The organism is Amycolatopsis sp. NPDC051106, from assembly GCF_040682775.1.
Taxonomy (GTDB): Bacteria; Actinomycetota; Actinomycetes; order Mycobacteriales; family Pseudonocardiaceae; genus Amycolatopsis.
In genome coordinates this window covers 21,240-46,074 of record NZ_JBFBBQ010000001.1, presented here as the reverse complement: position 1 = coordinate 46,074, position 24,835 = coordinate 21,240, and the positions used below count along the sequence as shown (strand labels likewise).

The 24,835-nt window shown below is 70.8% G+C and carries 24 protein-coding genes; 10 read left to right on the top strand and 14 right to left on the bottom strand.

Going from position 1 to position 24,835, the window contains the following annotated elements:
* Window positions 1–277 precede the first annotated feature (277 nt).
* The 9 genes from ptsP to AB0M83_RS00145 all read right to left on the bottom strand — a co-directional run bounded on the left by ptsP (window position 278) and on the right by AB0M83_RS00145 (window position 8,928).
* On the bottom strand, window positions 278–1,906 hold the full coding sequence (ptsP, locus tag AB0M83_RS00185) for a phosphoenolpyruvate--protein phosphotransferase (RefSeq protein ID WP_364510089.1): 1,629 nt from the start codon (window positions 1,904–1,906) through the stop codon (window positions 278–280).
* On the bottom strand, window positions 1,899–2,636 hold the full coding sequence (locus AB0M83_RS00180) for a hypothetical protein (RefSeq protein WP_364510086.1): 738 nt from the start codon (window positions 2,634–2,636) through the stop codon (window positions 1,899–1,901). The genes ptsP and AB0M83_RS00180 overlap by 8 nt, the downstream gene beginning before the upstream one ends.
* Window positions 2,637–2,664: 28 nt before the next feature.
* Window positions 2,665–3,534 carry a ribokinase gene (locus AB0M83_RS00175; RefSeq protein WP_364510083.1) on the bottom strand — a complete coding sequence of 290 codons (870 nt, stop codon included), beginning with the start codon at window positions 3,532–3,534 and terminating at the stop codon, window positions 2,665–2,667.
* Window positions 3,535–3,792: 258 nt separating this feature from the next.
* Window positions 3,793–4,950, bottom strand: coding sequence for a DUF6346 domain-containing protein (locus tag AB0M83_RS00170; RefSeq protein WP_364510080.1), 1,158 nt, complete (start codon window positions 4,948–4,950; stop codon window positions 3,793–3,795).
* Window positions 4,947–6,017 carry a hypothetical protein gene (locus tag AB0M83_RS00165; protein WP_364510077.1) on the bottom strand — a complete coding sequence of 357 codons (1,071 nt, stop codon included), beginning with the start codon at window positions 6,015–6,017 and terminating at the stop codon, window positions 4,947–4,949. The genes AB0M83_RS00170 and AB0M83_RS00165 overlap by 4 nt, the downstream gene beginning before the upstream one ends.
* Entirely contained in the window at window positions 6,014–7,072 is a 1,059-nt protein-coding gene (locus tag AB0M83_RS00160) for a hypothetical protein (RefSeq protein WP_364510074.1), read from the bottom strand. Before AB0M83_RS00160 ends, AB0M83_RS00165 begins: the two co-directional genes overlap by 4 nt.
* Before the next feature lie 5 nt (window positions 7,073–7,077).
* Window positions 7,078–8,061, bottom strand: coding sequence for a hypothetical protein (locus AB0M83_RS00155; RefSeq protein WP_364510071.1), 984 nt, complete (start codon window positions 8,059–8,061; stop codon window positions 7,078–7,080).
* Window positions 8,054–8,377, bottom strand: a complete 324-nt coding sequence (locus tag AB0M83_RS00150; protein WP_284743468.1) for a hypothetical protein — start codon at window positions 8,375–8,377, stop codon at window positions 8,054–8,056. Before AB0M83_RS00150 ends, AB0M83_RS00155 begins: the two co-directional genes overlap by 8 nt.
* Window positions 8,378–8,403: 26 nt before the next feature.
* Window positions 8,404–8,928, bottom strand: a complete 525-nt coding sequence (locus AB0M83_RS00145; protein WP_364510069.1) for a YbaB/EbfC family nucleoid-associated protein — start codon at window positions 8,926–8,928, stop codon at window positions 8,404–8,406.
* 169 nt (window positions 8,929–9,097) lie between these two features.
* Between AB0M83_RS00145 and AB0M83_RS00140 the strand changes: the two genes are divergently transcribed.
* From AB0M83_RS00140 to AB0M83_RS00115, 6 genes are all read left to right on the top strand, one after another.
* Window positions 9,098–9,466, top strand: a complete 369-nt coding sequence (locus AB0M83_RS00140) for a hypothetical protein (protein WP_364510066.1) — start codon at window positions 9,098–9,100, stop codon at window positions 9,464–9,466.
* A gap of 60 nt (window positions 9,467–9,526) precedes the next feature.
* Complete coding sequence (locus AB0M83_RS00135; protein WP_364510063.1) at window positions 9,527–10,897, top strand: hypothetical protein; 1,371 nt, start codon at window positions 9,527–9,529, stop codon at window positions 10,895–10,897.
* Window positions 10,894–11,631 carry an ESX secretion-associated protein EspG gene (locus tag AB0M83_RS00130; protein WP_364510061.1) on the top strand — a complete coding sequence of 246 codons (738 nt, stop codon included), beginning with the start codon at window positions 10,894–10,896 and terminating at the stop codon, window positions 11,629–11,631. The genes AB0M83_RS00135 and AB0M83_RS00130 overlap by 4 nt, the downstream gene beginning before the upstream one ends.
* An 86-nt stretch (window positions 11,632–11,717) precedes the next feature.
* Entirely contained in the window at window positions 11,718–12,029 is a 312-nt protein-coding gene (locus AB0M83_RS00125) for a hypothetical protein (protein WP_364510059.1), read from the top strand.
* On the top strand, window positions 12,026–12,637 hold the full coding sequence (locus tag AB0M83_RS00120) for a DUF3558 domain-containing protein (RefSeq protein ID WP_364510056.1): 612 nt from the start codon (window positions 12,026–12,028) through the stop codon (window positions 12,635–12,637). Before AB0M83_RS00125 ends, AB0M83_RS00120 begins: the two co-directional genes overlap by 4 nt.
* A gap of 72 nt (window positions 12,638–12,709) precedes the next feature.
* The gene (locus AB0M83_RS00115) at window positions 12,710–13,447 is read left to right on the top strand and encodes a TetR/AcrR family transcriptional regulator (RefSeq protein WP_364510053.1); all 738 of its coding nucleotides are present in this window, start codon (window positions 12,710–12,712) and stop codon (window positions 13,445–13,447) included.
* Here AB0M83_RS00115 and AB0M83_RS00110 read toward each other — a convergent pair.
* From AB0M83_RS00110 to AB0M83_RS00100, 3 genes are all read right to left on the bottom strand, one after another.
* Window positions 13,444–14,181 (bottom strand): SDR family oxidoreductase, encoded by a 738-nt coding sequence (locus AB0M83_RS00110; RefSeq protein WP_364510050.1) that lies wholly within the window; start codon window positions 14,179–14,181, stop codon window positions 13,444–13,446. The genes AB0M83_RS00115 and AB0M83_RS00110 overlap by 4 nt on opposite strands.
* 90 nt (window positions 14,182–14,271) lie before the next feature.
* Window positions 14,272–17,112, bottom strand: coding sequence for a leucine--tRNA ligase (gene leuS / locus AB0M83_RS00105; protein ID WP_364510048.1), 2,841 nt, complete (start codon window positions 17,110–17,112; stop codon window positions 14,272–14,274).
* 154 nt (window positions 17,113–17,266) lie between these two features.
* A complete protein-coding gene (locus tag AB0M83_RS00100; RefSeq protein WP_364510045.1) occupies window positions 17,267–18,427 on the bottom strand; it encodes an esterase-like activity of phytase family protein in 1,161 nt (386 codons plus the stop codon).
* 66 nt (window positions 18,428–18,493) lie between these two features.
* Here AB0M83_RS00100 and AB0M83_RS00095 point away from each other — a divergent pair, with 66 nt between their 5' ends.
* On the top strand, window positions 18,494–18,913 hold the full coding sequence (locus tag AB0M83_RS00095) for an SdpI family protein (protein ID WP_364510042.1): 420 nt from the start codon (window positions 18,494–18,496) through the stop codon (window positions 18,911–18,913).
* On the opposite strand, the gene AB0M83_RS00090 is transcribed toward AB0M83_RS00095, so the two are convergent.
* Complete coding sequence (locus AB0M83_RS00090) at window positions 18,910–19,491, bottom strand: YqgE/AlgH family protein (protein ID WP_167379639.1); 582 nt, start codon at window positions 19,489–19,491, stop codon at window positions 18,910–18,912. The genes AB0M83_RS00095 and AB0M83_RS00090 overlap by 4 nt on opposite strands.
* Before the next feature lie 202 nt (window positions 19,492–19,693).
* Between AB0M83_RS00090 and AB0M83_RS00085 the strand changes: the two genes are divergently transcribed.
* The 3 genes from AB0M83_RS00085 to AB0M83_RS00075 all read left to right on the top strand — a co-directional run bounded on the left by AB0M83_RS00085 (window position 19,694) and on the right by AB0M83_RS00075 (window position 21,988).
* The gene (locus AB0M83_RS00085) at window positions 19,694–20,986 is read left to right on the top strand and encodes an MFS transporter (protein ID WP_364510039.1); all 1,293 of its coding nucleotides are present in this window, start codon (window positions 19,694–19,696) and stop codon (window positions 20,984–20,986) included.
* Between the two features lie 91 nt (window positions 20,987–21,077).
* The gene (locus AB0M83_RS00080; RefSeq protein WP_364510036.1) at window positions 21,078–21,665 is read left to right on the top strand and encodes a YbaB/EbfC family nucleoid-associated protein; all 588 of its coding nucleotides are present in this window, start codon (window positions 21,078–21,080) and stop codon (window positions 21,663–21,665) included.
* Window positions 21,665–21,988 carry a WXG100 family type VII secretion target gene (locus tag AB0M83_RS00075; protein ID WP_364510034.1) on the top strand — a complete coding sequence of 108 codons (324 nt, stop codon included), beginning with the start codon at window positions 21,665–21,667 and terminating at the stop codon, window positions 21,986–21,988. The genes AB0M83_RS00080 and AB0M83_RS00075 overlap by 1 nt, the downstream gene beginning before the upstream one ends.
* A gap of 1,995 nt (window positions 21,989–23,983) precedes the next feature.
* On the opposite strand, the gene AB0M83_RS00070 is transcribed toward AB0M83_RS00075, so the two are convergent.
* On the bottom strand, window positions 23,984–24,583 hold the full coding sequence (locus AB0M83_RS00070; RefSeq protein WP_364510031.1) for a hypothetical protein: 600 nt from the start codon (window positions 24,581–24,583) through the stop codon (window positions 23,984–23,986).
* Window positions 24,584–24,835 lie beyond the last annotated feature (252 nt).

The window sequence follows — 24,835 nt, the reverse complement described above, 5'->3', positions numbered from 1 at the left end:
ATGTGGACAACTCCGCGAGATCAGGTTCGCACAGCTCAGCACGGTCGGTGATGACCGATAGACTGAAAGTGGGGGGGCGCCCCTGCGGGAGCGGCTGATTCGAGCGCCCGCGGGGGTTGGCCGGGACCGCCGAGCCGGCGCTGAGCTGGGCAGCGAGGTTCCCCTGCCCAGACCTCATCGCCTGCGGCCCGGCCGCCCCGCCGAGACCCACCGGCTCGGCGGCGAAATCCCTCCCCGGCTCTTGTGCTTGGACGCCGGCGCTCGCGGCCGGCCGTGGTCAGGGGCGAGCTGCCGCCCGTGCCGCTGCCGGGTCCGACGTTGCCGACGCCGCCTCCGCCAGCGCCTCGCACTCCGCGAGCGTCGCGGTCGCCAGGCTCGCGCCCACCGTGCGGATCGCCGGGGCGTTCATCGACAGGCTCGTCAGGCCGAGGCCCGTCAGGACCAGTGCCAGCCTGGGGTCCGCCGCCGCTTCACCGCACACGCCCGCCGGCTTGCCCGTCGCCTTGGCCGCGTCGCCGATCAGCTTCAGCAGGCGCAGGAGCCCCGGCTGCCACGGGTCGTTGAGCTTCGCCACCGCGCCCAGCTGGCGGTCCGCCGCGAACGTGTACTGGGCCAGGTCGTTCGTGCCCACCGACACGAAGTCCACCGCTTCGAGGATTTCGCGGGCGCTCAGCGCCGCCGCCGGGATCTCGATCATCACGCCGGCCCGGGCGATGCCCGCCGCGCGGACGCGCTCGGCGAACCAGGCGGCTTCCTCGACCGTCGCGACCATCGGGGCCATCACCGAGACTTCGGCGCCGGAGTCCTCGGCCGCGCCGGCGATCGCCTCGAGCTGGCGGTCCAGCACCTCGGGGCGGTCGAACGCCACGCGCAGCCCGCGGACGCCGAGGGCCGGGTTCGGCTCGGCTTCCGGCGAGAGGAACGCCAGCGGCTTGTCGGCGCCCGCGTCCAGGGTCCGGACGATCACCGGCTTGCCGCGGAACGGCGACAGCACCGCCGTGTACGCCGCGCGCTGCTCGGCCACCGACGGTTCGTCCGAGGCGTCCAGGTAGCAGAACTCGGTGCGGAACAGGCCGACGCCTTCCGCGCCCGCGTCGGCCGCGGCCTGCGCGTCGGCCGGGGAGCCGACGTTGCCGTAGACCTTCACGCGGTGGCCGTCCGACGTCGCGCCCGTGCCGTTCCAGTCGGCCAGCTGCGCCTTCGTCGCCGTGACGACCGGCGCCGACGGGTCCGCGATCTCGACCGTGCCCGCGTCGCCGTCGACCGCAAGCGCTTGCGCGTCCCAGCTCAGCAGGCCGCGCACGGCGACGACGGCCGGGATGCCCAGCGCCCGCGCCAGGATGGCGGTGTGGCTGGTGGGGCCGCCCTCTTCGGTGACGAGCGCGAGCACCTTCGCCGGGTCGAGGCCCGCGGTGTCGGCCGGGGCGAGGTCGCGCGCGACCAGCACGCTCGGCGACGCCAGCTCCGGCACCCCCGGCGGTGCGATGCCGAGCAGCTCGGCGACCAGCCGGTCGCGCACGTCGCGGACGTCGCGGACGCGCTCGGCCATGTACCCGCCCGCGGCGGCCAGTGCTTCGGCGAAGCCTTCGGCGGCCTGGTGGACGGCTCGTGCGGCGGGCAGCCCCTGCGTCTTGACCAGCTGCTCGGCCTGGGCCGTGAGCGCCGGGTCGGCCGCCATCGCGGCGGTGGTGATGAGGATCGTCGCGGCCTCGCCGGTGGCGGTCTCGGCCTGCTTCTCCAGCCGGCCGGCGACGATCGCCGCCGCGGGCGCGATCCGGGCGGCTTCGGCGGCGGGATCGGCGGGCGCCGGGGTGGCGGCGGGCTCACCCAGCGGCTCGGCGACGCGGACGACGGGACCACTGGCGCGGCCGGGGCTGACGGCGACCCCGGACAGAGAGTCAGACATGGTCTAGACCATAGCTCAGATAGGTCTGGATATCTCGTGGTGGCGGGCACAAGCCTCGCTGACGCACCTGTTCGAGCACCGGCCGGACCTCCTCGTGCCACCAGGCTTCGGCCAGTTCGCCGCGGCTGCGCACCGGCCGTCCGGCCAGCATACGGCGGAAACCCCAGGCCTCGGCCGAGTCGGCGAGCCGGAACCAGTCGGCCGGGTCGTCGAGCCACAGCCCGAGGCGGACGTCGTCCGGCAGCGGGACGCGCTCGAGGAACATCCGCTCGGCGGTCTTCGACGGCAGGTCGGCGAGCGTCAGGCAGCGCAACGCGCAAGCGACCGTGCTGATCCAGCGGACCCGCGCGCGGATGGTGCCGGCGCCGCGGGCGCGCGCGATGGCGACGCGGTGGTGGCCGTCGTCGACGAAGAACATGTCGGACAGCCGCACGAGCCGCACCGGCGGAAGGTCGGCCGACGTCCGTGTCAGCCGCTCCCAGCGATCGCGCAGGGCCCGGTTGCGCGGCCGGAACTCGCGGTCGAAGTCGCCGGCGCGGGCGACCGTGCCGACGATGCCCTCCAGCGGAACGTCGTAGACGCCCTCGTCGACCTCGGTCTGCTTGCCGAGCGCCTTCAGAGTCTCGTCGAGCGGCATGATCGCGAGGTGGTCGGGCCGGCGCGCCTCCGCGATCGCCGTCAGCTGAGCGGCGTAGCCGCGCCACCAGGCCGAGCCGAACGAATCGCCCATGTGAGGTGCAACACGTGCCCCCGGATGATCATTCCCCCAGGTCGGCGGCGGTCGGGTAGGACGGCTGGGCACCGTGCCGCGTCACGCTGAACGCTGCGACGCGCACCGCGCGCTTCGCCGCGGAGACGAGATCGGCGCCATCGGCGAGCGAGGCAGCGAGCGCGCCCGCGAAGGCGTCGCCGGCGCCGGTGGTGTCGACGGCCTCGACCTCCGGCGACCCCACCTCGGTCGTAGCGTCCTTCTCGACGACGACCGCACCGGCCGCACCGAGCGTGACGACGGCGGCCCGCGGCCCGAGTTCAAGCAGCTTCCGGAAGTCCGCGCCGGGCCCGGTCAGCCACGCGGCTTCGTGTTCGTTGACGAGCAGGACGTCGAGCTTGGCCAGCGTCTCCGCCGACAGCTTCGCCGCCGGCGACAGGTTCAGCAGCACCTTGACGCCCTTTTCGGCGGCCCGCGCGACGGCGTGCTCGACGGTCGGCAGCGGCACCTCGAGCGAGGCGACCATGATCTCGACCCCGTCGAAAACGGCCTCGACGTCCCCGGGCTCGAGGCTCGAGTTGGCGCCGGGGGAGACGAGGATGGCGTTCTCGCCGTCCGGGGTGACGGTGATGTAGGCGATGCCGGTCGGCCGGTCGCTGGTCCGCACCAGCCCAGTGTCGACCCCGGCTGCGCGCAGCGAGTCGAGCAGCAGCCGGCCGTAGGGATCGTCACCGACGGCCCCGAGGAGCGCGACGTCCGCCCCGAGCCGGCCCGCCGCGACCGCGGTGTTGGCCCCCTTGCCACCCGGCGAAAGAACGGTGTCACCGCCCAGCACGGTCTCGCCACCGGCCGGCCGCCGGTCCACCGCGACGACGAGGTCCGCATTGGCGGATCCCACAACGAGGACGTCGGAGTTCATCCCCGCACTGTGCCACGAAAGCCGTCCGACCAGGCCGGGAAGGGCTGCGAGAGACGAAAGTGAAGGTTTTTGTAACTTATCCGGCGTTGAGTGCGACAATCATGCGAGCAGCGGATCCCGTCACTCGATCGGGGGATGTCATTCCCCCGGCCGTCACTACGCGGACCGGTCCCGCTCTCCAGGTGCGTCACCACGCGAGACGTGGTGCCGTCGCCCCGACCGGCGAAAGCCGGAGAGGGCTCATGTCGTCGGCGCCGATCACGTAGCCCCCCGAGTGATCGGCGTCGGCGGCGCCTCATTCCCGACGGGCTCGAGTTCGGCAGTGAACTCGCGGTACCGCTCCGGCCGGAAGGCCGCCATCGCCGCTCGCAGGTCTCGCACCGCCGCCTCCGAAAAGGCGTGAGGCAGCCGGACCGCGCCCCGCTCACCCGGCAGCCGGTGCGGGCCGAGGATCGCGCCGACCTCCCAGAACGGCCGCAGCTCCGGACGCTGCCCCAGCACCGATTCGGCGATCGGGAACACGTCGACGACACGCAGGACCAGGCCGTCGCAGGCCACGGTCAGCACGCGCACCTCGGCGATCTCGTCCCAGTTGAGCCCGAAGTGCTCGTCGCGGGGCAGCCGCTCCCAGCCGATTCCCGTGTCCGAGACGAACAGGTGCGCGGCTTTGCTGCTGGTGCGGTACCAGCGCGGCGTGCAGGCGATCAGCCAGAGCGGCGCGGAGAACCCGAACGCCGCCAAGACGAACAAGGCGCGCCGCCCCTCTGGGTCGCTGACCAGCGTCGCCGTTATCGCAGCCAGAACGCCGGCACCGACCAGCGGGCCGGCGATCCGCCAGTACTTCCGCCGGGACCACTCGCCGGGCGAGATCACGCGCCTACCGGACGCGCCCCCGCCACCGGTCGCGGCAGGCAGGACACAGACCGGCGACGACAGCCGGACGTCGGCCGGGTGCCGCACCATCGCCCGCCGCCACCGGCGTTTGCTGCGCTGCCGCCCGGCCACACACAGCAGGACGAGCAGGCCGACCACGACGATCGGCACCCACGACGGCATTTTCAGCCGCTCGGCGGAACGCTGGTACTTCCCCTCCGACCCGACGACGGGAACCGCCTTCCCGGCGTCGTCCGGAGTCAGCTCGTTCAGGTCGAACCGGACCGCCTGGGGCTTTTCGTCACCCGCGGTCACGACGGCCAGGCAAACCCAGTAGTACCCGATGCCGCCGCGGCTGAGCGGCCCGATGCGGTCGCACGACTCGATCCGGGCGACGGCGCTCGGCGTGCCCTGCCGGTCGGGACCGTGGATGGAGTGTATTCGCGCCACCGCCGTCCAAGAGCCGATGGTGAACCACAGGCCGAGGACGGTGAACAGGGCGATCCGGCGCCATCCCGGACGCCGGACAGTGGGAACGGTCATGCGACGGTCAGCCTCACTCCGCCGGGCAGCACGGCGCGGATGTGCGCGTCGAACTCCTTCGATGCGGTCGGACTCAGCGCACGGGGCAGCCGGTACCAGCCGTCGACCTGCCGCAGCCGGTCGAGTTCCGGGCGGTGGAGCGGGAAGTCTTCGCTCGCCGGCCGGAACTCGACGAGCCGCGTCGGTGTCCTCAACTCGGCGATTTCCGGCCAGGAGACCGTGAATCGGTGGTAGTAGGACTCCCAGCGGACACCTGCGGGCGAAAGCTTCAGGGTGACCTGGGACTTCCGGGAACGACTCTCCTGTTCGCTGATCTGCAGCCAGGCTGTGCCGGCGAAAACGGCGACGAACACGCCGATGAACGCGGTGCGGAACCCGTTCCTCGGGCCGAATTCGATCGCGACGCCCAGACCGATTTCGATCATGAGGGCGAAGAGCTGCAGCCAGCGAAGCATCACCCGATCCCAGCCGTTCACGTGGATCGTGACAGCAGCGGATGGTTCGAGGGGCGGTGGCATCCACGCCGGCACCGCATCCCGGGGGCCGGGAAGTGCGGAAACCGGGTCGGTGACGACACGTTCGGCACTGACGTCGACGTACTGCGCGAGAACTTCCCGCACTCGCGGGACCTCGCGCGGGGTCAGCCCGAGCCCAGCCACCAGGAAGTCACCACCGGCGATGCGGACCAGGCTCCGATGGGGACTTTCGAACCGGCCACCGGCCGGGCTGAGCACGATCTGACAGCCGTCCCGCTTCTGTGGCCTCTCGACGACCGACGCGCCACTGAGATCGCTCCAGCGCGCGGCCCAGACGACTCCGCCAATCACTCGCGAGACACCGGCGGAGTCGAAGACCAGCTCGTCGCGGACAGGCTTCTTCAGGGACCGCAGCAGAAGCCTCGAGCCGAGCAAGCCAAAGGCGCCGCCGAAGACCCAGCCGGCCACACGGGGACTCTGCTGGGTGGACTCGAACGCCAGCCACAGGAAGCCTGACGCGACTGCGAGCAGTACCAAGGCGAGAACCCAGGGCCGACCGGCAGTCCGCGAGACGACGAAGCTCTCGCTCACGCCGTCACCAGACCCAGCAGGTGTTTGGCTGCGCCTGGGGAGACCTTCCCGGCCAACGACCGATCATTGCCGCTGCGGAGAATCGCGTGGACGGCGACGTAACGGCGCGTTGCCTTCTTCGCCGAAGGCTCGACGGTCAGCCGGGCGAGGTCCGCCCGCCGCACCACGACCGGGTCGCCTTCCTTGGGGCGCCACGTGATCGCGTCGGCCTTCAGCGCGAATTCGCCGAAGTCGCCCCGATAGCGGGTCAGGTAGAGCGACACCCAGATCGCCACGGCGACCGGCAACGGGATCCCCGGCGGGATGTCGTAGAAGGCCGGCGCCACGAAGTCGGCGACGACGGCCAGCCAAGCCGTCCACAGGAAGAACAACCGGACGGCGGACGCTTGCTCGGCGCGGATGACCGTTCCCGGCTGGTCGGCGCGCCAGCGTTTGACCAGACGCTTCACCGGGTTCGGCACGCCGAAGCCGCCGCGCCGGACGTTCTTGGAGGTCCAGCGGCCGAGCCCCGGCCGATACCGCTCGATCGCCGCCGACGCTTTCTCGGCCTCTTCGCGAGCCATCGCCGACGACAGGATGTAGCCGTCCTCGGACTTGTGCCGGCAGTCGGGGTTCAGGTTCCGAAGCGCGTCGTCGTCCACCAGCGAGACGGCGAGTGCGACCCGGTCGTCCGGCAGTCCTTCCCGGAAGTCGAACCGGCGGACGTCGTCCCAGGGCAGGACGAGCGTCGTCTTGTCTTCGAGCGGCTGCCGGAACCCGTCGGGGCCGAACTCGACCCTCGCCGTCACCATCCCGCCGTTTCGGCGCAGGTAGCGCCGCAGGATCGGCCTGAAGCAGAAGCAAACCAACGCCAGCACCCCGAGCGCGGGCGCGACCAGGTACACGACCGGGTCTTGACTGCGCGCCCACACGAGCAATCCGGCCAGGACGGCGAACACGACGCCGAGGAAGACCATGCACCCCACGGCCGCCCTCAGCTCGGACGGCGGGTTGTGGATCGGCAGCCGGACGCGCACCACGGCCGTTTCCGGCTCGCCCGGAGTCGTCGACACCACGGTGGCTAGATCGACCCGGAGATGCGCTGGGTGCCCTGCTGCTGGAAGACCGGCTCGGCGGCCGCGGGTTTCTTCTCGTTGTAGTGGTTCTCGCGGTACTCCTTGTCAGCCTCGTCGTAGGCGCCCGCGGTCTTCTTGCCCGCTTCCTTCCCGGCCTCTTCACCGAGTGCCTTGGGCAATTCCTTGAGCCCGTCCTTGAAGATGCCCGGCGCCGCGTGAGCCGCGTCCCGCAGTGCCGCGAGCAGCTTCTGGCCGACGGTCTTGAAGAGCCCGCTGAGGTGGTTGAACTGGCTGATGCCCTTCTGGAAGGCCCGCATGAGCTTCTGCAGCCACTCCGACATCCGCGAGCCGCACTGGACGATCTCGGCCGTACCTTCGCCGGCCAGGCCGGCCGGCGCGGCGGGCCCCGGATACCGCGCGAGGATGCTGATCAGCTTGCCGATGCATTCCGTGAGCAGGTCCCGCAGCACGCTGCGCACGACGTTCAGGATGCTTTTGCAGACGTCGATCAGCACGGAGACGGCCTTCGCGCCGCCGGCGACCCCGGAATACATGTCGCCGAGCTCGGCGGTGAACGCGCGGTAGGCGTTCGCGCCTTCGCCCGTCCACTCCGCGCTGTCCGCCTTCACCGTCTCCAGGAGGTCCTTCGCGACCGCGTCGATCTCGTCGCTGATGTTGCCCCAGGTCTCCTGCATGATGTCGAGCTGTTCCTGGTTCCCCGTCACCCAGTCGAGCGGCGCGCGCAGGAACTCGACGTGTTCGATCAGCCAGCCGAGCCCCATGCTGGCCAGGCCCGCGATCGGGTCCCGGAGGAAATCCATCACGCCGGCGGCACCGAAGCCGAGGTTGAGCAGGCCTTCAGTCCAGTCGCCGTCGGCGGCCTTGGTCGCCGCGTCCCAGAAGTCCTGCGCCATCCCGGCACCTTCGAGCGCCGAAGAACCTTCGTCGACCTTCTTCTTGGCGTCCGTCACCAGAGCGTTCTCAGTCAAGGTGGATACCGTCCAAACTGTCCTTGACGTCCTGCTCGCGCCACTCGACGTGCTGGGACCAGGTGCGGACGCGGTCGATCTGCTCCTGGGCCACGTTCTTCGCGTGGCCGATGGAGTCGCTCCCCAAAGTCTGGGCGACGCCGCACAGCGCGCCGAGACCGCAGGCCTGGCCGATAAGCCCGAAGGCCATCGGGTCGACGACCTGGGCCGCCGCGTCCAGCGTCTTCGCGAACCGGTCGACGAACGGTTCGAGCTTCTTCGCGTGCTCCAGCAGCTGTTCCGGCTTGATCCGGATGTCCGCCTGCGGGCTGTTCATCGTCTTCCCCTCCCTCGTTCCCCTGGTCAGCGCAGGTAGTCGCCGTCGCTGAAGTAGTCGTCGTCGGTGCCCGCTCCGGGCTCGCGACGCGCGGGGCGCGGCGGGGCCGGGTTCGGTGTGACCGGTGGGGGTGGCTCTTCCTCCGCGATGAAACGAGACCCGTCGGTGGCGGGGGCCGCGTGGCCGCCGTCCACGAACCCTTGCGGCTCGGGCTCCGGGTACTCACGGTGGAGCTGGCCGACCAGCTCGTTCATGGTCTCGGTGCCGGCGATCGACGGCATCCCGGTCTGGACGGCATCCGCCAGCTTGCTCTGCGCGCGCTGGACGGTCCGCAGGATCTCGTCGGCGAGGTTCGCCTTCTCCCGCACACCGTGCCCGATCTCCAGGCCGACGAGGTTGCCGAGGTGGTTGACCTTGACCGCGATCTGGCCGTCCTGGCTGCGCTCGGACACCGAGACCGTGGCCATCTCGGCCTGCATGCGGTCGCCGCGTTGCTTGGCCTCGGCGATCTTGGCGTCGAAGCCCGCGATCAGTTGCTCAGGGTTCGTCACGCGAACCTCCCCGTTCACGTCAGTAGCCGTACGGCGACCGAGTGTGGCATATGGCACCGACAGTCGCGGCTGGTTCCGCTCTATGTGACGAAGACCCCGGGGATTTCCCCACCCGTCCGGGCGGTCAACCGGATGTCGGCGCTGCTCAGCGGCTCATAGCGTGACTTTCATGAACATCTCCGACTGGAAACGGACGATCTACGCACTCCTCGCCCTGCCCGCCTATCCGGCGGGACCGGCGGCACGGCGGCGGCTGGCGCTGCGCTGGCTCGGCGGCGAGCCACCGCGCGGGGGTTTCCTCGCGAGTGTCGCGGCTTTCCCGATCGCCTTGCTGGTCTGGTACCTCGTCGGCCGGATCGCGACCTTCGGGTTCTTCTGGACCGAGGCGGGCGCGGCCGGGTCGTGGGGCGGGCCGTCGCTCGTCGGGGCCTGGGTCGTGCACTTCTTCTGCGCGCTCGGGATGACCGTCGTGTGCATGGGGGTGCTGCGGCCGCTGACGCGAACGCCTGACCTGGTCAATTCTTCGCACGCCGAGTAACCGGTGCGGTATCGTCCGTGACGCAAGAGGGGAGATCGAACGCGAGGGGAGCGCGGTTCGGTGGGGTTGTTCGGTGACATGCTCGACGCTGCCCAGCACGTCGGGTCGGAGATCGCGCACGCCGTCCAGTCGGGTGGTGAGGGGCTCGGCAAGGTCCTGACCGGTGCGGGCGTCGGCCTGCTCGCGGGCGGGCCGGTCGGCGCGGTCGCGGGTGCTTACGTCGGTTCGCGGACCGGCAGCGGGGCGGACAACCCGCAGGCCGCGGGGTTGTCGCCGGGTCAGCTGGTGAAGGCCGTGTTGAGCGGGCCGGGCACCGGGTCGCTGCAGAAGGTGCACCAGGCGGGCGTCGACCAGTCGACTTATCAACGCCAGCTCGAGCAGGGCACGCGCGAGCTGACTTCCGGCCTCGAGTCCGCGTGGACCGGCGGTGCCTCGGACGCGGCCCGAGAACGTCTTCAGCCCTTGACGGCGTCGGCGGTGTCGGCGTCCACGACCCTGGACCGCAACGCGACGCTGTCCCAGGCTCAGATCGACCAGTTCCACCAGATGAAGAACTCGCTGCACCCGGACGTCACCGACCAGCCGCCGACGCGGAGCGCCTGGGACGTCGCGACGCCCTGGGACACCGACACCGAAGACAAGATCAACCAGTACAACCGGAAGGCCGCGGAGAACGTCGAGCGGTACAGCTCGTACGCGCAGCAATCCAGCTCGAACACCGCGGCCCGGACGATCGACTACGGCCAGCTCCGCGAGTACACCGGCGGCGACTTCACGGTGCGGGACCCGAAGAAGCCCGTCGAGCCGCCGCCCCGGAAGCGGACTCCCGGCGGTGACGACGACCGCGACCGGTCGATCGGCGCGCAGGTGCAGCCGCCGCCGGCGGTCCATCCACCGGTCGTTCCGCCGCCGCCTCCTGGGGAGGTCACGCCGCCAGGGCAGGTCACGCCGCCGGGCTCGCACACGGTCGGCGTGGACGACGGCGTTCGCGCGCAGAGTTACGTGCCCCCGGCGACGCAGTACCCGCCGGGCTACCAACCGCCGGGCACGGGACCAGGCGGCTTCGGTCCTGGCTCGGGTTCCGGAGGCGGGTTCGGCCCCGGCTTTGGGTCCGGTTTCGGTCCTGGCAGTGGCGGCTTTGGGCCGGGCTCGTCGTCCGGCGCGAGCGGCGCGGGTGCCCGCGGTCCGGGCGCGGCGACCGGAGCCGGCGTCCCGGGCGAAGGACGTCCCGGCGCGGCCGGCGGGGTCCGAGGCGGCGCGGCGGGCAAGCCCGGCTCGCCGGGAATGGGCGGCATGGGCCACGGCGCCAAGGGCGGCAAGGGTGAGGAGGACGCGGAGCACCAGCGCGCGTCGTACCTGGTGGAGGCGGATCCGGAGAGCGTCTTCGGCGGCTCCGACGAGCGGACGGTGCCCCCGGTGATCGGGCTGTGATCTTCCTGCCCAAGGCCGCCCTGCTCACCGCGTGGGAGTGGGAACGGCACGGCCCGCCGCCCGCGGTCCTCGGCGCCGACAACCTCTGGCTCGGCGACGAGACCCGCAAGCGGCTCGAAGAGAAGGTCCTCGACGTCCTGACGTCGCTCCGGCTCGCGACGGGCGGCACGTTGACGCGCGAGTTCCGCGACGTCCTGCGCATCCTGGCGAAGGGCGCCCACCAGTTCACGGCGTGGCTGGGTGACGTCGAAGCGGATGAGTCGGGCGCGGTCCTCGTCTCGGCCGACGGCCCGAAGGCACTCCGGCTGATCCGGAAGGACGACACGATCCGGATCGACGACGTGGAGCCGTCGAGGATCGCGGAGTCGCTGGTCGACGTGCTGCCGCCGGTGCCGCCGGCAAGGATTTCGCCGGTGTCGATCCCGGAAGCGCGGTTTTCGGGCCGGGAGGAGTCGTACGACCTCGACGACCCGACTGCCGACCGCGGCCGGGACCCGCTGCCTTGGGCGCGCCGGCTGATGGCGGCGCGGCGGACGGGGCTGCACCAGTGCTACGCCGTGAATCAGGGTTCCCGCAGCGCGCCGATCACCGCGGTGGACGTCGCCGGGACCGGGCGGGTGCTGACGTACGTGTACCCGGGGCGCGAGCGGATGGTCAGTTTCCAGCCGGGGACCCGGGCTGCGCTGACGGAAGTCCTGTACGCGACCCTGAACGGGTTAGGGGGAGGACGATGACGGGCTCGTTTTTCAGCGGGGTCGACTTCTGGGCGACGGACATGCCGAGCGGGGCTTCGAGACCTGCTGGTGGGCAGGGGTTCGCGATGAGCAGCTCGGAAATGCGGGCGATGCTCAAGAAGGCCGAAGACCAACTCAACACCGTCAGCGAGCAGATCCGTGAGGCCGACATCCTCAGCCGGGCGGAGCCACCGGCGGAAGAGCCGGTCAGCCAAGCGGCGGTCAACGGCCGGAACGGCATCAACGAGACTGGCCGCTATTACCAGGGCCATCTGCAGTACCAACTCGATTACTACACGGAGCTGACTCGCCGGATGAGGCAAGCACTCGGCATCACGGAAGCGGCAGACCAGCAGGCTGCGGATTCGACGAAGAAGATCAAGGGGTCGCTCGAATGATCCGACGGATTCTCGCCGCTACGGCCGCCGCGATCACCGGAATGGCAGTACTGGCCTCCTGCACAGGCGACCGCCAGACATCCGGGACGCCCACCCCAGCTCCGTCGAGCAGTGCGGAACTGCCGAACAGCGGAGCACCGAAGGTGGACAACCCGTTGCCGGCGAAGGTTATGGACGGCAGCCCGTGTGATTCGGCCCTGACCGAGCAGGAGCTGACGGACTACCTCGGCCAACCCGGCGCCGCGAAACCGAAGGACTCGGAGCTGGGTCCGATGTGCGACTGGGCCAGCACCTCGGGAAGCGGCGCCGGGATCCTGGTCGCGTATGAGACGAAGACCGGGCAAGGACTCAGCCTCACCTACAAGGTGGAAAAGCCGAAGGCCGGCCGTTGGGTCGACGATCTGGCGCCGGTCCAGGGTTATCCGGCCGTCGGGTACGTCGACGTGGGCGCCAGCGGTCAACGCAGCTGCGTGATCGTTGTCGGTGTCGCGGACGACTTGGCCTATTCGGTCTCTTTGGTCCTGGGCAGTGACTCGGGCAAGGACGCCTGCCAGCTCGGGCGGGGGGTCGCCGACACCGTGCTGACCAACCTCAAGGCGCGGGCCTGAGCTGCACCTTTTCGTTACGGCGCAGTTCGCGTTAATGCAAGACTTGTCGTAGTAAGCACCTAGACTGTTCGGATGAGCCACCCCACCCGCAGGGGTCGCGCGCGTGCGGCTACCGAACAGGACATCCGGCGGACCGCCCGGAAGCTGCTCGTCGAGCAGGGGCCGGAGGCGGTCACCCTGCGCGCCATCGCGCGGGAGCTGGGGATCACCGCGCCTGCGCTCTACCGGTACTACGAGTCGCGGGATGACCTCGTCGAGAACCTGCGGCTGGACGTCTGCGCCGATCTGGCCGACGAGCTTGCGCAGGACATCGCCGAGCTGCCGGACGACGGGATCATGCAGCTGTTCGCCATCTGCAAGGGCTTCCGGCGGTGGGCGCTCACCCACACGAAGGAATTCACGCTGGTCTTCGCGTCGCCGACCGGCGGGGTCGGGTCCGCCGCGGGCTCCGCGCTGAGCCGGGTCGACGAGCCTTTCGGGCGCATCTTCCTGGCCGCCGCCGGGCGGGTGCTCGCGCGGACCGACATCGTGCTGCCGCCCGCCAGTGGGGTGCCCGACGAGCTGCGGGACGACTTCAAGACGTTCCAAGAGTCGCTGGTCACCGTGCTCGCCGAGTCCGACCGGGCGGTGCCGGTGGAGAAGATCGACCTCGGCGTGACGTACCTGATGATCCAGTTCTGGGCCCGGCTCTACGGGCACGTCACGCTCGAGGTCTTCGGCAACTACCCGATCCCGATGTCCAAGCCGGACGTCCTGTTCGAGGCGATGCTCATCGACCTCGCCCGGGAGATCGGGCTCTACTCCGGCTAGGCCGCGTGGCCGCCGTCCACGGACAGCGTCGCCGCCGTCACGTAAGCGCTGGCCGGCGAAGCCAGGTAGGAAACCGCAGCAGCCACTTCGGAAGGCGACCCGTAGCGGTCGAACGCCGTCAGAGCCCGCTGATCCGCCGCGTACGGGCCGTCGGCCGGGTTCATGTCCGTGTCCGTCGGGCCCGGGTGGACCAGGTTCACCGTGATGCCGCGCGGGCCGAGCTCCCGCGCCAGTGCCTTGGTCAGGCCGACCATCGCCGCCTTGCTCGTCGCGTACAGCGCCATGCCCGGGCCCGGCACGCGGTCCGTCACGCAGCTGCCGATCGTGATCACGCGGCCGCCCTCACCCAGGACGCCGGCCGCGGCCTGCGTGGCCGCGAACACGCCGCGGACGTTCACCGCGAGGACGCGGTCGACGTCTTCGAGCGCGGTCTCGGTGAAGGCGCCGACGAAGCCGACGCCCGCGTTGTTCACCAGCACGTCCAGCCGGCCGAACTCCGCGACAGCCGCCGAAACCGCCGCCGACACCGCGGCGGCGTCGGCCGAATCCGCCTGGATCGCCAGCGCGCGACGACCGAGGTTCTTGATCTGCTCGACCACCTCGGCCGCCCGCGCGCCGTTGTGCTGGTACGTCAGCGCGACGTCCGCGCCGTCCTCGGCGAGCCGCAGTGCCGTGGCCGCGCCGATCCCGCGGCTGCCGCCCGTCACCAGTGCCACCTTGCCGTCGAGGGTCATCCCCGGTTCTCCTTCGATCGAACGGATTTTCTTGACCGTTCAATCAAATCGAGAACGCGGGAGAAGCACCGGCGGCTTTCCGACAGCGCGCTACAAGACGATGTTGACCAGCCGACCCGGCACCACGATCACCTTGCGCGGCGAGCCGTCGCCGACCAGCGCCGCGACCTTCTCGTCCGCCAGTGCCGCCGCCTGGACCTGCTCCGACGACGCGGACGCCGCGACCGTCACCCGGGAGCGGACCTTGCCGTTGACCTGGATCGGGTACTCGACGGAGTCCTCCACCAGGTACTTCTCGTCCACGACCGGGAACGGGCCCTGCACCAGCGAGTCCACGTGGCCCAGCCGGTGCCACAGCTCCTCCGCCAGGTGCGGCGCCAGCGGCGCCAGCATCAGCACCAGCGGCTCGGCCAGCTCGCGCGGCGTCGACGCGGCCGCGCCGTACACCTTGGTGACGTGGTTGTTCAGCTCGATCAGCTTCGCGCCGGCCGTGTTGAAGCGCATCTCCGCGTAGTCCTCGCGGACGCCGGCGATGGTCTTGTGCAGCACCTTCCGGTCGGCCTCGGTGGCGTCCTCAGTGGACACTCGCAGCTCGCCGGTCGTCTCGTCGACGACCAGGCGCCACAGCCGCTGCAGGAACCGGTGCGCGCCCACGACGTCCTTGGTCGCCCACGGGCGCGACATGGACAGCGGGCCCATCGCCATCTCGTAGAACCGGAACGTGTCGGCGCCGTAGTTCTCGGCCATTTCGTCCGGCGTGACGACGTTCTTCAGGCTCTTGCCCATCTTGCCGTACTCCCGGGTGACTTCTTCGTCGTTGAAGAAGTACTTCCCGTCGCGCTCCTCGACCTGCTCGGCCGGGACGTAGACGCCGCGCGCGTCCGTGTACGCGTACGCCTCGATGTAGCCCTGGTTGAACAGCTTCCGGTACGGCTCCTTGGACGTCACGTGGCCCAGGTCGAACAGCACCTTGTGCCAGAACCGCGAGTACAGCAGGTGCAGCACCGCGTGCTCGACGCCGCCGATGTACAGGTCGACGCCGCCGGTGTCGTCCGCGCCGTGCTCGCCGGGCCGCGGGCCCATCCAGTACGCCTCGTTCTCCGGCGCGCAGAACGTCTCGCTGTTCGTCGGGTCCAGGTAGCGCAGCTGGTACCAGCACGAACCCGCCCAGTTCGGCATCGTGTTGATGTCGCGGCGGTACTTCTTCGGACCGTCGCCCAGGTCCAGCTCGACCTCGACCCAGTCCGTCGCGCGGGCCAGCGGGGACGACGGCATCGAGTCGCGGTCCTCCGGGTCGAACGTCACCGGCGAGTAGTCGGCGACCTCGGGCAGCTCGATCGGCAGCATCGACTCGGGGACGGCGTGGACTTCGCCGGCCTCGTCGTAAACCACCGGGAACGGCTCGCCCCAGTAGCGCTGGCGCGAGAACAGCCAGTCGCGCAGCTTGTACTGCACGGTCCCGGTGCCGGCGCCCTTCTCGGCCAGCCAGTCGATGATCGTCTTCTTGGCCTCGGCGACGTCCATGCCGTCCAGGAAGCCCGAGTTGATCGCGGGGCCGTCACCCGTGAACGCCTTGCCGTCGAAGCCCTCCGAGGGCTGCACGGTCCGGATGATGTCCAGCCCGAACTTCTCGGCGAACTCCCAGTCGCGGACGTCCTGGCCGGGGACGGCCATGATCGCGCCGGTGCCGTAACCCATCAGCACGTAGTCGGCGACGAAGATCGGGATCTGCTTGTCGTTCACCGGGTTCGTCGCGTACGCGCCGGTGAAGACGCCGGTCTTCTCCTTGTTCTCCTGCCGGTCCAGCTCGGACTTCCGCGACGCTGCGACGCGGTATTCCTTGATGGCCTCGGCGGGCGTCGCCGCGCCGGCGGTCCAGCGCTCGTCGACGCCTTCGGCCCACGCGGCCGCGGTCAGCTTGTCGACCAGCGGGTGTTCCGGCGCCAGCACCATGTACGTGGCGCCGAACAGGGTGTCGGGCCGGGTCGTGAAGACCTCGATCGCGTCGTCACCGGACTTGAAGGTGACGCGGGCGCCGTGCGAGCGGCCGATCCAGTTCCGCTGCATGGACTTGACCTTCTCCGGCCAGTCCAGCAGGTCCAGGTCGTCGACCAGGCGATCGGCGTACGCGGTGATCCGCATCATCCACTGCCGCAGGTTGCGGCGGAAGACGGGGAAGTTGCCGCGCTCGCTGCGGCCGTCGGCGGTGACCTCTTCGTTCGACAGCACGGTGCCCAGGCCCGGGCACCAGTTGACCGGCGCTTCGGAGATGTACACCAGCCGGTGGTCGTCGATCACCTTCTTCCGCTCGGACGCGCTCAGCGCCGCCCAGTCACGGCCGTCCGGGGTGGGCCGCGAGCCGTCGGCGAACGCGGCCTCCAGCTCGGCGATCGGGCGCGCCTTACCCGCGTCGGTGTCGTACCAGGAGTTGAAGATCCGCAGGAAGATCCACTGCGTCCAGCGGTAGTACTCGGGGTCGATCGTGGAGATGCGACGGCGTTCGTCGTGGCCCAGGCCCAGTCGCCGGATCTGGCGCAGGTAGGTCCGGATGTTCTCCTCGGTGGTCTTGCGCGGGTGCTGCCCGGTCTGGACCGCGTACTGCTCGGCCGGCAGGCCGAACGCGTCGAAGCCCATCGTGTGCAGCACGTTGCGCCCGATCATCCGGTGGTACCGGGCGAAGACGTCGGTGCTGATGAAGCCCAGCGGGTGCCCGACGTGCAGGCCGGAGCCCGACGGGTACGGGAACATGTCCTGGACGAACAGCTTGTCGCTGGGGACCGGCTGCCCCTCGACCGAGAGCGGCCCGACGGGGTTGGGCGCGTGGAAGGTGCCCTGGTCGGCCCAGTGGTCCTGCCAGCGCTGCTCGATCTGACCCGCCAGCGCGGCCGTGTAGCGGTGCGCCGGGACGTCGGTCCCTGTCGCCTCAGTCATGACGTCTTCCTTCGTTTCGAGCCGCTCCAGAAACAACTCGACCCCTCAGCCACCAGGGCATGAGGGGTCGCCGCGCCGGCCGGGCCGGGCCCGGTCAGCGCGGCAGGCTAAGGAGCAGCCGAGCCGTGTTCATGGGTTCATCGTAACTTGCTGGTCAAAGCCGTTCCGAGGGGACCGCCAGTGCGACGAACTGGGTGACCTGCGTGGCCGAGAAGTTGTTGTCGCTGACGATGATCAAGCTGCGCTCGGCGTTCGGGAGCTTCGGGCCCCAGGTCATGCCTTCGATGTTGTCCACAGTGGACAGGCCGAGGTCGGCGGCGTCGAAGAGGAACCGCTTCTTGACCGGCTTGACGTGCTTCGCGTCGGCCAGGGACTTGACGTTCAGGACGTTCGTCGCACCCTTCGTGTCGATTTCGTAGACGCGCACCTTGTTGCCGACGCCGGTGCTGAACGAGCGCTCCATCATGAGGAACTTCGTCGGGTCGGCCTGGTCGACGGCCAGCATCGAGGAAACGCCGGTGGTGGCGAACGCCGTCGGCGGCACCGGCGCGGCGAAGAGCGGCTCCTGCGGGTACGCGTACTGCGCCAGGATCGGGCCGAAGCGCGACTGGAGGGTGATCCGCGAGAGCGCGCCGGCGGTCGTCGTCGGCTCGGGGCCGTCCTGCAGCAGCGGGCCCTCGACCTCACTGGCCAGCAGCGAGCCGAACCCGGTGAAGGTGATGCCCTCGAGGACGAGGTTCTGCCGGGGGCCGGCTGTCGGCGTCATCTTCTCGTTCGCGGGGATCGGCAGGTCGCGGACGTATTTTCCGTCGCGGCGGGCTTCGCGGATCGACGGGTCGATCAACGTCGTCGCGGTGCGCTCGCCCTCCTGCGACCAGTAGTAGTCCCCGGTCCACGGGTCGACGCGCAGCTCCTCGGGGTCGATCGTCTGCTCGTTCTGCGGCTTCGCGGGATCGTTCTGCGCGAGCGGCGGGTACGGCGTGCCGTCCGGGCGCAGCAGCGGCTTCGTGCCGGTGAAGGTGACCGGGCCGACGCCGTTCGCCGATACCGGGAAGGTCGCCGTGTAGAAGCGGGCGGGGTTGATCGCCGACCGGTCGTCGCAGATCAGCGCGTAGCCGCCGGTCCGGGGGTCGTAGTCGATGCTGGACAGGCCGCCGACCACCGTGCCCTGGAACAGCAGGGAGTTGGGGACGATCTGCTCGCCGAGCAGCCGGACCGGCCGCTGGTGACTTTCGGTGGCGCTCGCCGGCGTCGCGGCGAGAATTCCCCCGATCAGGGCAGTGGCCAGCACTGTGGGCAGTACGCGTGGTGACATGGCCTGTAGCACAGTCGGTCAGGGTATCCGCCAGGTTGCCGGGACGTCACGCTTATCCTTGAGCTCGTGTTCGCTATCGCGCTGGTTCCGGTCGTGCTGGGTCTGCTCGTCGGCTTTGGTGGGTATCTCGGGTTCCGTGAGCGCTTGACGCGCGAAGGCGGCACCGGCGTGCGCACGCAGGCCGCGTTGCGCAGCGAAGAAGCGTTCAAGCTGGCCAACCGCGTCGCGGCGCTGCCGACCATGGCCGGCGGCGCGATCTCCGTGCTCACCGGGCTGGCCGGGCTCGCGATGCCGACGACCGCCGGCCTGGTCTCCGCCGCGCTCGCCGGCGTGCTCGCGATGCTCGTGCTGGTCATGGGCGGCGGGGTGCTCGGCAACCGGGCCGCGCTGACCGTGCCCGCGCCGGCTCCGGCCGCGCCCGCGGGGTGCAGCGGCTGCGCGTGCGGCGCCGGCGGCTGCGGGGTCTTCAAGAAGGAAGAAGCCTAATTCCGCTGTAGGTCGCCCGGATGGGTGGCCAGCAGGGCCAGCGGGATGCCCTGGCGGCGCAGCACCTGGCTCCACAGGTCGCCGCTCGGTGACGCCAGGATGTCGCTCGGGAGCGCGGGCACGATGACCCAGTCGTCCCGCTCGATCTCGCCGGCCAGTTGCCCGGAGTCCCAGCCCGCGTACCCGGCGAACACGCGCACGCCGCGGACCTTCGGCACCAGCACCTCGGGGTCGGTGTCCAGGTCGACCAGCGCGACCGGGCCGCGGACCGCGATCACGCCCGGCACGCTCGCCGCGGTCTCGCCGGTGCGCAGCGCGGCCAGGCACAGCGCGGTCTTCTTCTCGACCGGCCCGCCGACGAACACCGCCTGCGGCTCGGCGACGTGCCCGCCCCAGTTGGGCAGGACATCGTGCACGGCGACGTCACTCGGCCGGTTCAGGACCACGCCGAGCGTGCCTTCGTCGCGATGATCGATCACGAACACGACGGTCCGCTTGAAGTTCGGGTCGACCATCGTGGGGGCGGCGACCAGGAGCGTTCCCGGCTCAACCTCGGCGTCCGCTGGCACGCGACCCATGATCTCACCTCTGGCCCGGCGAAATACTTCGGCTCGGGAACAATCGCCTCAGCAGCCTCGTTTGAAACAGTGGTCGGCGCACTCCGTGTCCCCCGGGCTCACTGAAGAACCGCCTTTGTGGAATACCGTCCGGCAGGAGCCACACTGCGCATAGCCGCCGAGAGGCGACCTCAGTGCGTCGGCCACCTACTACTCTGGCTTCGTGACGATCAGCGCTCGGACGGCGACACGACGCAGAGGGCCGCGGGAGCTGTTCAAAGATCCCGACTTCCGCCGCCTGCTCTTCACCCGGTTCGCCGCGAGCTGGGGTGACGGCGTCTTCCGCGCCGGCCTGGCTGGTGCCGTGCTGTTCAACCCCGAGCGCGCCGCCGATCCGCTGGCCATCGCCGGCGGGTTCGCCGCGCTGCTGCTGCCGTACTCCGTCGTCGGTCCGTTCGCCGGCGCCCTGCTGGACCGCTGGGACCGCCGGAAAGTCCTGATCTTCGCGAACCTCCTGCGCGGCCTCGCGATCGTCTCGGCGTCCGCCGCCGTCGGCTTCGGGTTCGGCGGGATCGGCCTGTTTTCGCTGGCACTGGCCGCGGAAGGCATCTCGCGCTTCATCGGCTCCGGGCTTTCGGCGTCGCTGCCGCACGTCGTGGAGGAAGAGAGCGTCGTGACGGCGAACGCCTTCGCCACGACTCTCGGTTCCGTGGTCGCCGTCATCGGCGGCGGCTGCGCGATCGGCCTTCGCGCGCTCTTCGGCAGCAACGATCTCGGCTCGGCCGAGACGACGGCGTTCGCCGTCCTCGGCACGCTGGTCTCGGCGTTCATCGCGCGCGGCTTCGCCCGCGGTGTGCTCGGGCCGTCGGTGGTCGACGAGCCGCCGAACCCCCTGCTGGCCGTCGCGCGAGGGCTGGCTGATGGCGCGAAGCACGCCTGGCGCGCGCCGAGCGTCACGGCGGGGTTCCTCGCACTGTTCGCGCACCGGGCGTCGTTCGGGGTGTCACTTCTGGTCACCGTGCTGCTGATGCGGAACTACTTCACCGACCACGGGATCTTCCGCGCCGGTTTGCCCGGGCTCGGGCAGATGGCCGCGCTCGCCGGGGCCGGCATCCTCATCGCCGGGTTGCTGACCGCACGGCTGATCCGGAAGCTCGGCCGCCTGCGCGCGGTGCTCGGTTCGCTGGTTCTCGCGGCGATCGCGCAGTCCGCGCTGGGCCTGCCGATGGTGTTGCCGCTGGCGCTGCTCGCGTCGTTCGTCATCACCGGCGCCGGGCAGGTGCTCAAGCTCTGCGTCGACTCGTCGATCCAGCTCGACGTCGCCGACGAAGCCCGCGGCCGCGTGTTCGCGCTGTACGACACGCTCTTCAACATCACGCAGGTCGCGGCGGTTTCGCTGGCCGCGCTGGTCGTGCCGGACGACGGCCACTCGCCGGGCCTGCTCATCGCCGCGACCGTCTGCTACCTCGTCGGCGGAGCCGGGTACGCACTGGCGCGGCGGCGCGCGATTCGCTGAGGCAAACACCCGAACCGGTCACGGCCACTGCTCCATTGGCATTAGGGTGACGGCAAGTCATTAGTAGGTTCGAGGGACACCGGGGGCACCTGTGACCACCGCGGGCGACGACCGTGCACGGCTCGAAGCACGCAACGCCGCGATGAAGGACCAGATGGACACCCTCCTGGAGAACTTCGAACGGCAGACTGCCCAGCTGCGGGACGCCCAGGCCGCGGCGGCCGAGACCACCGCCCAGGTGAGTTCCCCCGACGGCCTGGTCCGCGCCACGATCGACGCCGGCGGCAACCTCGCGAAGCTCGAGTTCGCGCCAAACGCGTTCGAACGCACGACGCCCGCGCAGCTCGCGAACACCGTCCAGACGGTGGTGCGTCAGGGATCGCTGCAGGTCAAGCAGAAGATCGCGGACCTCATGGCGCCGATCACCGAGGGACTGCCCGACCTCGCGGACCTCGTCGAGGGTGCGCCGTCGCTGGCCGGGCTGGTGCCGCAGATCCCCGAGTTCGTCGAGGAAGAAGCTCCGGCGCCGCAGCCCTCCTACGAGGAGGGTGGCTCGATCCTGCGCAACGAGGCCGTGCCGCCGCCGATGCCCGCGCCCAAGCCCGCTCCGAAGCGCGTCCGCCCGCCGCGTGACGAGGACGAGGAGCCACCGTCGTCCTGGATGACGAGGGGCGACTGATGCCCGGAGGGGGCTCCGGGTTCACCGCGGAACCCGACGCCGTCCTGCGCGCGTCGAACGGCCTGGTCACGGCGGCGGACGGGCTGGACAGCGCGCTGAAGACGTTGCAGGGTGCCCTCGACGCGCAGGGCGCGTGCTGGGGTGACGACGACTCCGGCAAGGAGTTCGCGAAGGACTACGTGCCCGGTTCACAGGGCGCCGTCGAAGGCTTCGCCAACCTCGTGCAGGGGTTGCGCGGGATGCAGCAGAACGTCGCCAAGTCGATGAAGGCACTTTCGGGCGCCGACGAAGACGTGACTTCGCAGCTCGGCAAGGGGCAATGACCCGTGGGTATGGAGATGCCCGACGCGGTCAAGTGGCTGCTGCCGATCGTCGTCGGCGAGAGCTGGCCCGAGGGCGACGAGACCAAGCTGCGCGCCCTGCGCGACGCGTGGCACACGGCGTCTTCGGCGATCGCCCCGGCATCGGAGGCCGGTAACCAGGCGGCGTCCGGCATCCGCGACAACTGGACCGGCGACGGCGCCGACGCGTTCGTGGAGCAGTGGAAGAAGTTCGTCGAGGGCGACGAGGCGTACTTCAAGCAGCTGGCCGACGCGACGAAGGCCCTCGGGGATTCGTGCGACCAGACGGCACTGGACGTCGAGTACACGAAGTACATGATCATCATCTCGCTGATCGTGCTGGCGGCACAGATCGCGGCGATGATCGCGGCGGCGGCGGTGACGTTCGGCGGCTCGACGGCGGGCATCGCGCCGGCCCAGATCGCGACGCGGATGACCGTGCAGATGCTGTTCCGGCAGCTGCTCGAGAAGCTGGCGCAGCAGGGGTTCAAGCAGGTCGCGAAGGAGCTGCTGGAGAAGCTGCTCAAGCAGGGTCTCAAGAAGATCGGCATGGAGGTCCTCAAGAACGAGGCCATCAACCTGGGGATGGACGCGGGCATCCAGGGTCTGCAGATGGCGAAGGGCGATCGCCAGAGCTGGGACTGGTCGAAGACCTCGGACGCGGCGATTTCGGGTGCGGTCGGCGGCGTGGTCGGCGCGGCTTCCGGGTCGATTGGCCGTGGGGCTACGGAGGGGCTTTCGCACTCCGCCGGTGGTCAGGTCGCGGACGCGGCCATGCGGGCCGGGGCTCGGGGGGCGGTCGAGGGGGTCGCGCAGACCGTCGGGCAGGCGGCGGTCACCGGGGATTTGGGGTCGTTGACGCCGGAGCAGTTGCTGACCGGGGCTTCCAGTGGGGCGGTGGGGGGTGCGGTCGGGGGCGCCAAGGAGCAGATGCACTCGGTTCACCAGGCGAACATTCCGGGGGATGCTGGTGGGTCCGGTCATGGGGGCTCCGGTGAGCCTGAGTCGCGGGGTGAGAGTCCTTCGCGGGAGCCATCGTCTGAGCCCGGGTCGCGGAGCGAGCCTGAGTCACAGGGTGAGCGCGAGTCGCGGCGGGAGGCGTCGTCTGAGCCTGAGTCGCGTGGCGAGGAGCCGTCGTCGGGACCCGAGTCGCGTGGGGAAGAGCCGCGGCAAGAGGCGTCGTCCGAGCCGGAGGCCCGCCGTGAGCCAGAGCAACGCGTGGACAGTGCATCGGAACGTCAGACCGTCGAGCCTCGGCACACGGGGAACGAGCCTCAGCAGTCCGATGGGCCGCGTCCGAGTGCTGACCACGCCCAGCAGGCAGAACGTCCGCAGCAGCCCGAGGTAAGGGCGGCGGCCGACAGTTCGGCGCCTCAGCAGCAGGCCGAAGCACGGACCGCGGACGGTCCGGCACCTCAGCAGCAGGCCGCGGCCCCGGCGCCGAGCCAGCCGGTGGGCGGAGCCGCGCCTTCGGCGGGTGGGGTGCCGCCGTCCTCGGGCGGGTCGGCGCCGTCCGTAGGGGGGTCAGCGCCGTCATCGGGCGGATCGGCACCGGCCGCGGGTGGGTCAGCGCCGTCATCGGGCGGGTCAGCGCCGTCACCAGGTGGTTCGGCGCCGGCGCCCGTCTCGTCGCACGGCGGGTCGCCGAGTTCGGCGGGGACACCGTCGAACGGCGGCTACGGCATGGCCCCACCGGGAGCCGGCCCGGAACCGGGGCGTCAGGCCGGCGGCCGCCCCCAGGACAACGTCGGAGCGGCCGGCTTCACCGGCGGCACGAACCAGCCGTTCGCGGCCGACGGGGGGACGGCGCCGTTCCAGCAGGGACCGTCGCCGCAGCAGGTCCCGTCCCAAGGCGGATTCACGCCACCCCCACCGGGCGGAATGCCGGCCGGTGGCGGTCCGGCCCATGCGGGCGGCCCAGGTTCGCGCCCAGGCGGCCCGGCACCACAGGGCCCGCCGCCTCCGCGCGGCGGTCAGCTACCGCACGAGCAGCAGCGACGGATGCCACCGCAGGACCCGCGCAGGGTGCCCCCGGGCCAGCCGATGCGCGGGCAACCGCCGGTGCCGTTGAGTGGGCGGCCGCCACAAGGTGGCCAGCCACAGGGCGGACAACCACGCGACGGCCAAGCACCCCACGGCGGGCAACCCCTGGGCACTCATGCGCCGCACGGCGGACAAACGCAGGGCAGCCAGGCACCGCAGGGCGGCCAGCCGCACGGCGGACACCCTCAAAACGGCCAGGCACCGCACGGCGGGCAACCGCACGGTGGACAACCACACGGCGGCCAGGCACAGGGTGGACAACCGCACGGCGGACAACCCTCGAGCGCTCAGGCGCCGCACGGTGGACAGCCGCTTCCCGGTGGCCAGCGGCCGCCGGGAAGCCAGGCCCCGTTGAGCGGGCAGCCGCCGCAGGGTGGACCGCTGACACCTGGTGGGCAGCAGCCACATGGCGGCCAGCCGACGCGCGGTGGGCCGCCGCACAGCGGTGGGCCACAGGGTGGGCAGCCGCACGGTGGGCCGCCGCAGCGTGGTGGGCAGCCACCGCAGGGTGGGCAGCCGCCGATGTCCTCGCACCGGGGGCAGCCGCAGGGTGGGCCGCCGCCGAACGATCCGCGACGGATGCCGCCGCGGCCACCGGTGGGGCCGCAGGGTGGCCCGCCGCATCCAGGGATGCCTGGCGGGCAGCGTCCCGCGGGGTATCCGAACCAGCCGCGCGGACCGCAGGGCCCCGGGCCGCATCCGGGCGGACGGCCACCGATGCCGCCGAGTGGCCGGCCGCCGATGCCGCCGCACGATCCGCGGCTGGGTCCGCCGCGCCCGATGGGG

Excerpts from the sequence above, each read along its gene's own strand:
- AB0M83_RS00110 (WP_364510050.1), bottom strand. The coding sequence starts at position 14,181 with ATGACCCTCGACGGCAAGGTGGCACTGGTGACGGGCGGCAGCCGCGGG.
- AB0M83_RS00090 (WP_167379639.1), bottom strand. The coding sequence starts at position 19,491 with ATGGGTCGCGTGCCAGCGGACGCCGAGGTTGAGCCGGGAACGCTCCTG.
- AB0M83_RS00180 (WP_364510086.1), bottom strand. The coding sequence starts at position 2,636 with ATGGGCGATTCGTTCGGCTCGGCCTGGTGGCGCGGCTACGCCGCTCAG.
- leuS (WP_364510048.1), bottom strand. The coding sequence starts at position 17,112 with ATGACTGAGGCGACAGGGACCGACGTCCCGGCGCACCGCTACACGGCC.
- AB0M83_RS00170 (WP_364510080.1), bottom strand. The coding sequence starts at position 4,950 with ATGACCGTTCCCACTGTCCGGCGTCCGGGATGGCGCCGGATCGCCCTG.
- AB0M83_RS00120 (WP_364510056.1), top strand. The coding sequence starts at position 12,026 with ATGATCCGACGGATTCTCGCCGCTACGGCCGCCGCGATCACCGGAATG.
- AB0M83_RS00150 (WP_284743468.1), bottom strand. The coding sequence starts at position 8,377 with ATGAACAGCCCGCAGGCGGACATCCGGATCAAGCCGGAACAGCTGCTG.
- AB0M83_RS00075 (WP_364510034.1), top strand. The coding sequence starts at position 21,665 with ATGCCCGGAGGGGGCTCCGGGTTCACCGCGGAACCCGACGCCGTCCTG.
- AB0M83_RS00125 (WP_364510059.1), top strand. The coding sequence starts at position 11,718 with ATGAGCAGCTCGGAAATGCGGGCGATGCTCAAGAAGGCCGAAGACCAA.
- ptsP (WP_364510089.1), bottom strand. The coding sequence starts at position 1,906 with ATGTCTGACTCTCTGTCCGGGGTCGCCGTCAGCCCCGGCCGCGCCAGT.
- AB0M83_RS00175 (WP_364510083.1), bottom strand. The coding sequence starts at position 3,534 with ATGAACTCCGACGTCCTCGTTGTGGGATCCGCCAATGCGGACCTCGTC.
- AB0M83_RS00140 (WP_364510066.1), top strand. The coding sequence starts at position 9,098 with ATGAACATCTCCGACTGGAAACGGACGATCTACGCACTCCTCGCCCTG.
- AB0M83_RS00100 (WP_364510045.1), bottom strand. The coding sequence starts at position 18,427 with ATGTCACCACGCGTACTGCCCACAGTGCTGGCCACTGCCCTGATCGGG.
- AB0M83_RS00115 (WP_364510053.1), top strand. The coding sequence starts at position 12,710 with ATGAGCCACCCCACCCGCAGGGGTCGCGCGCGTGCGGCTACCGAACAG.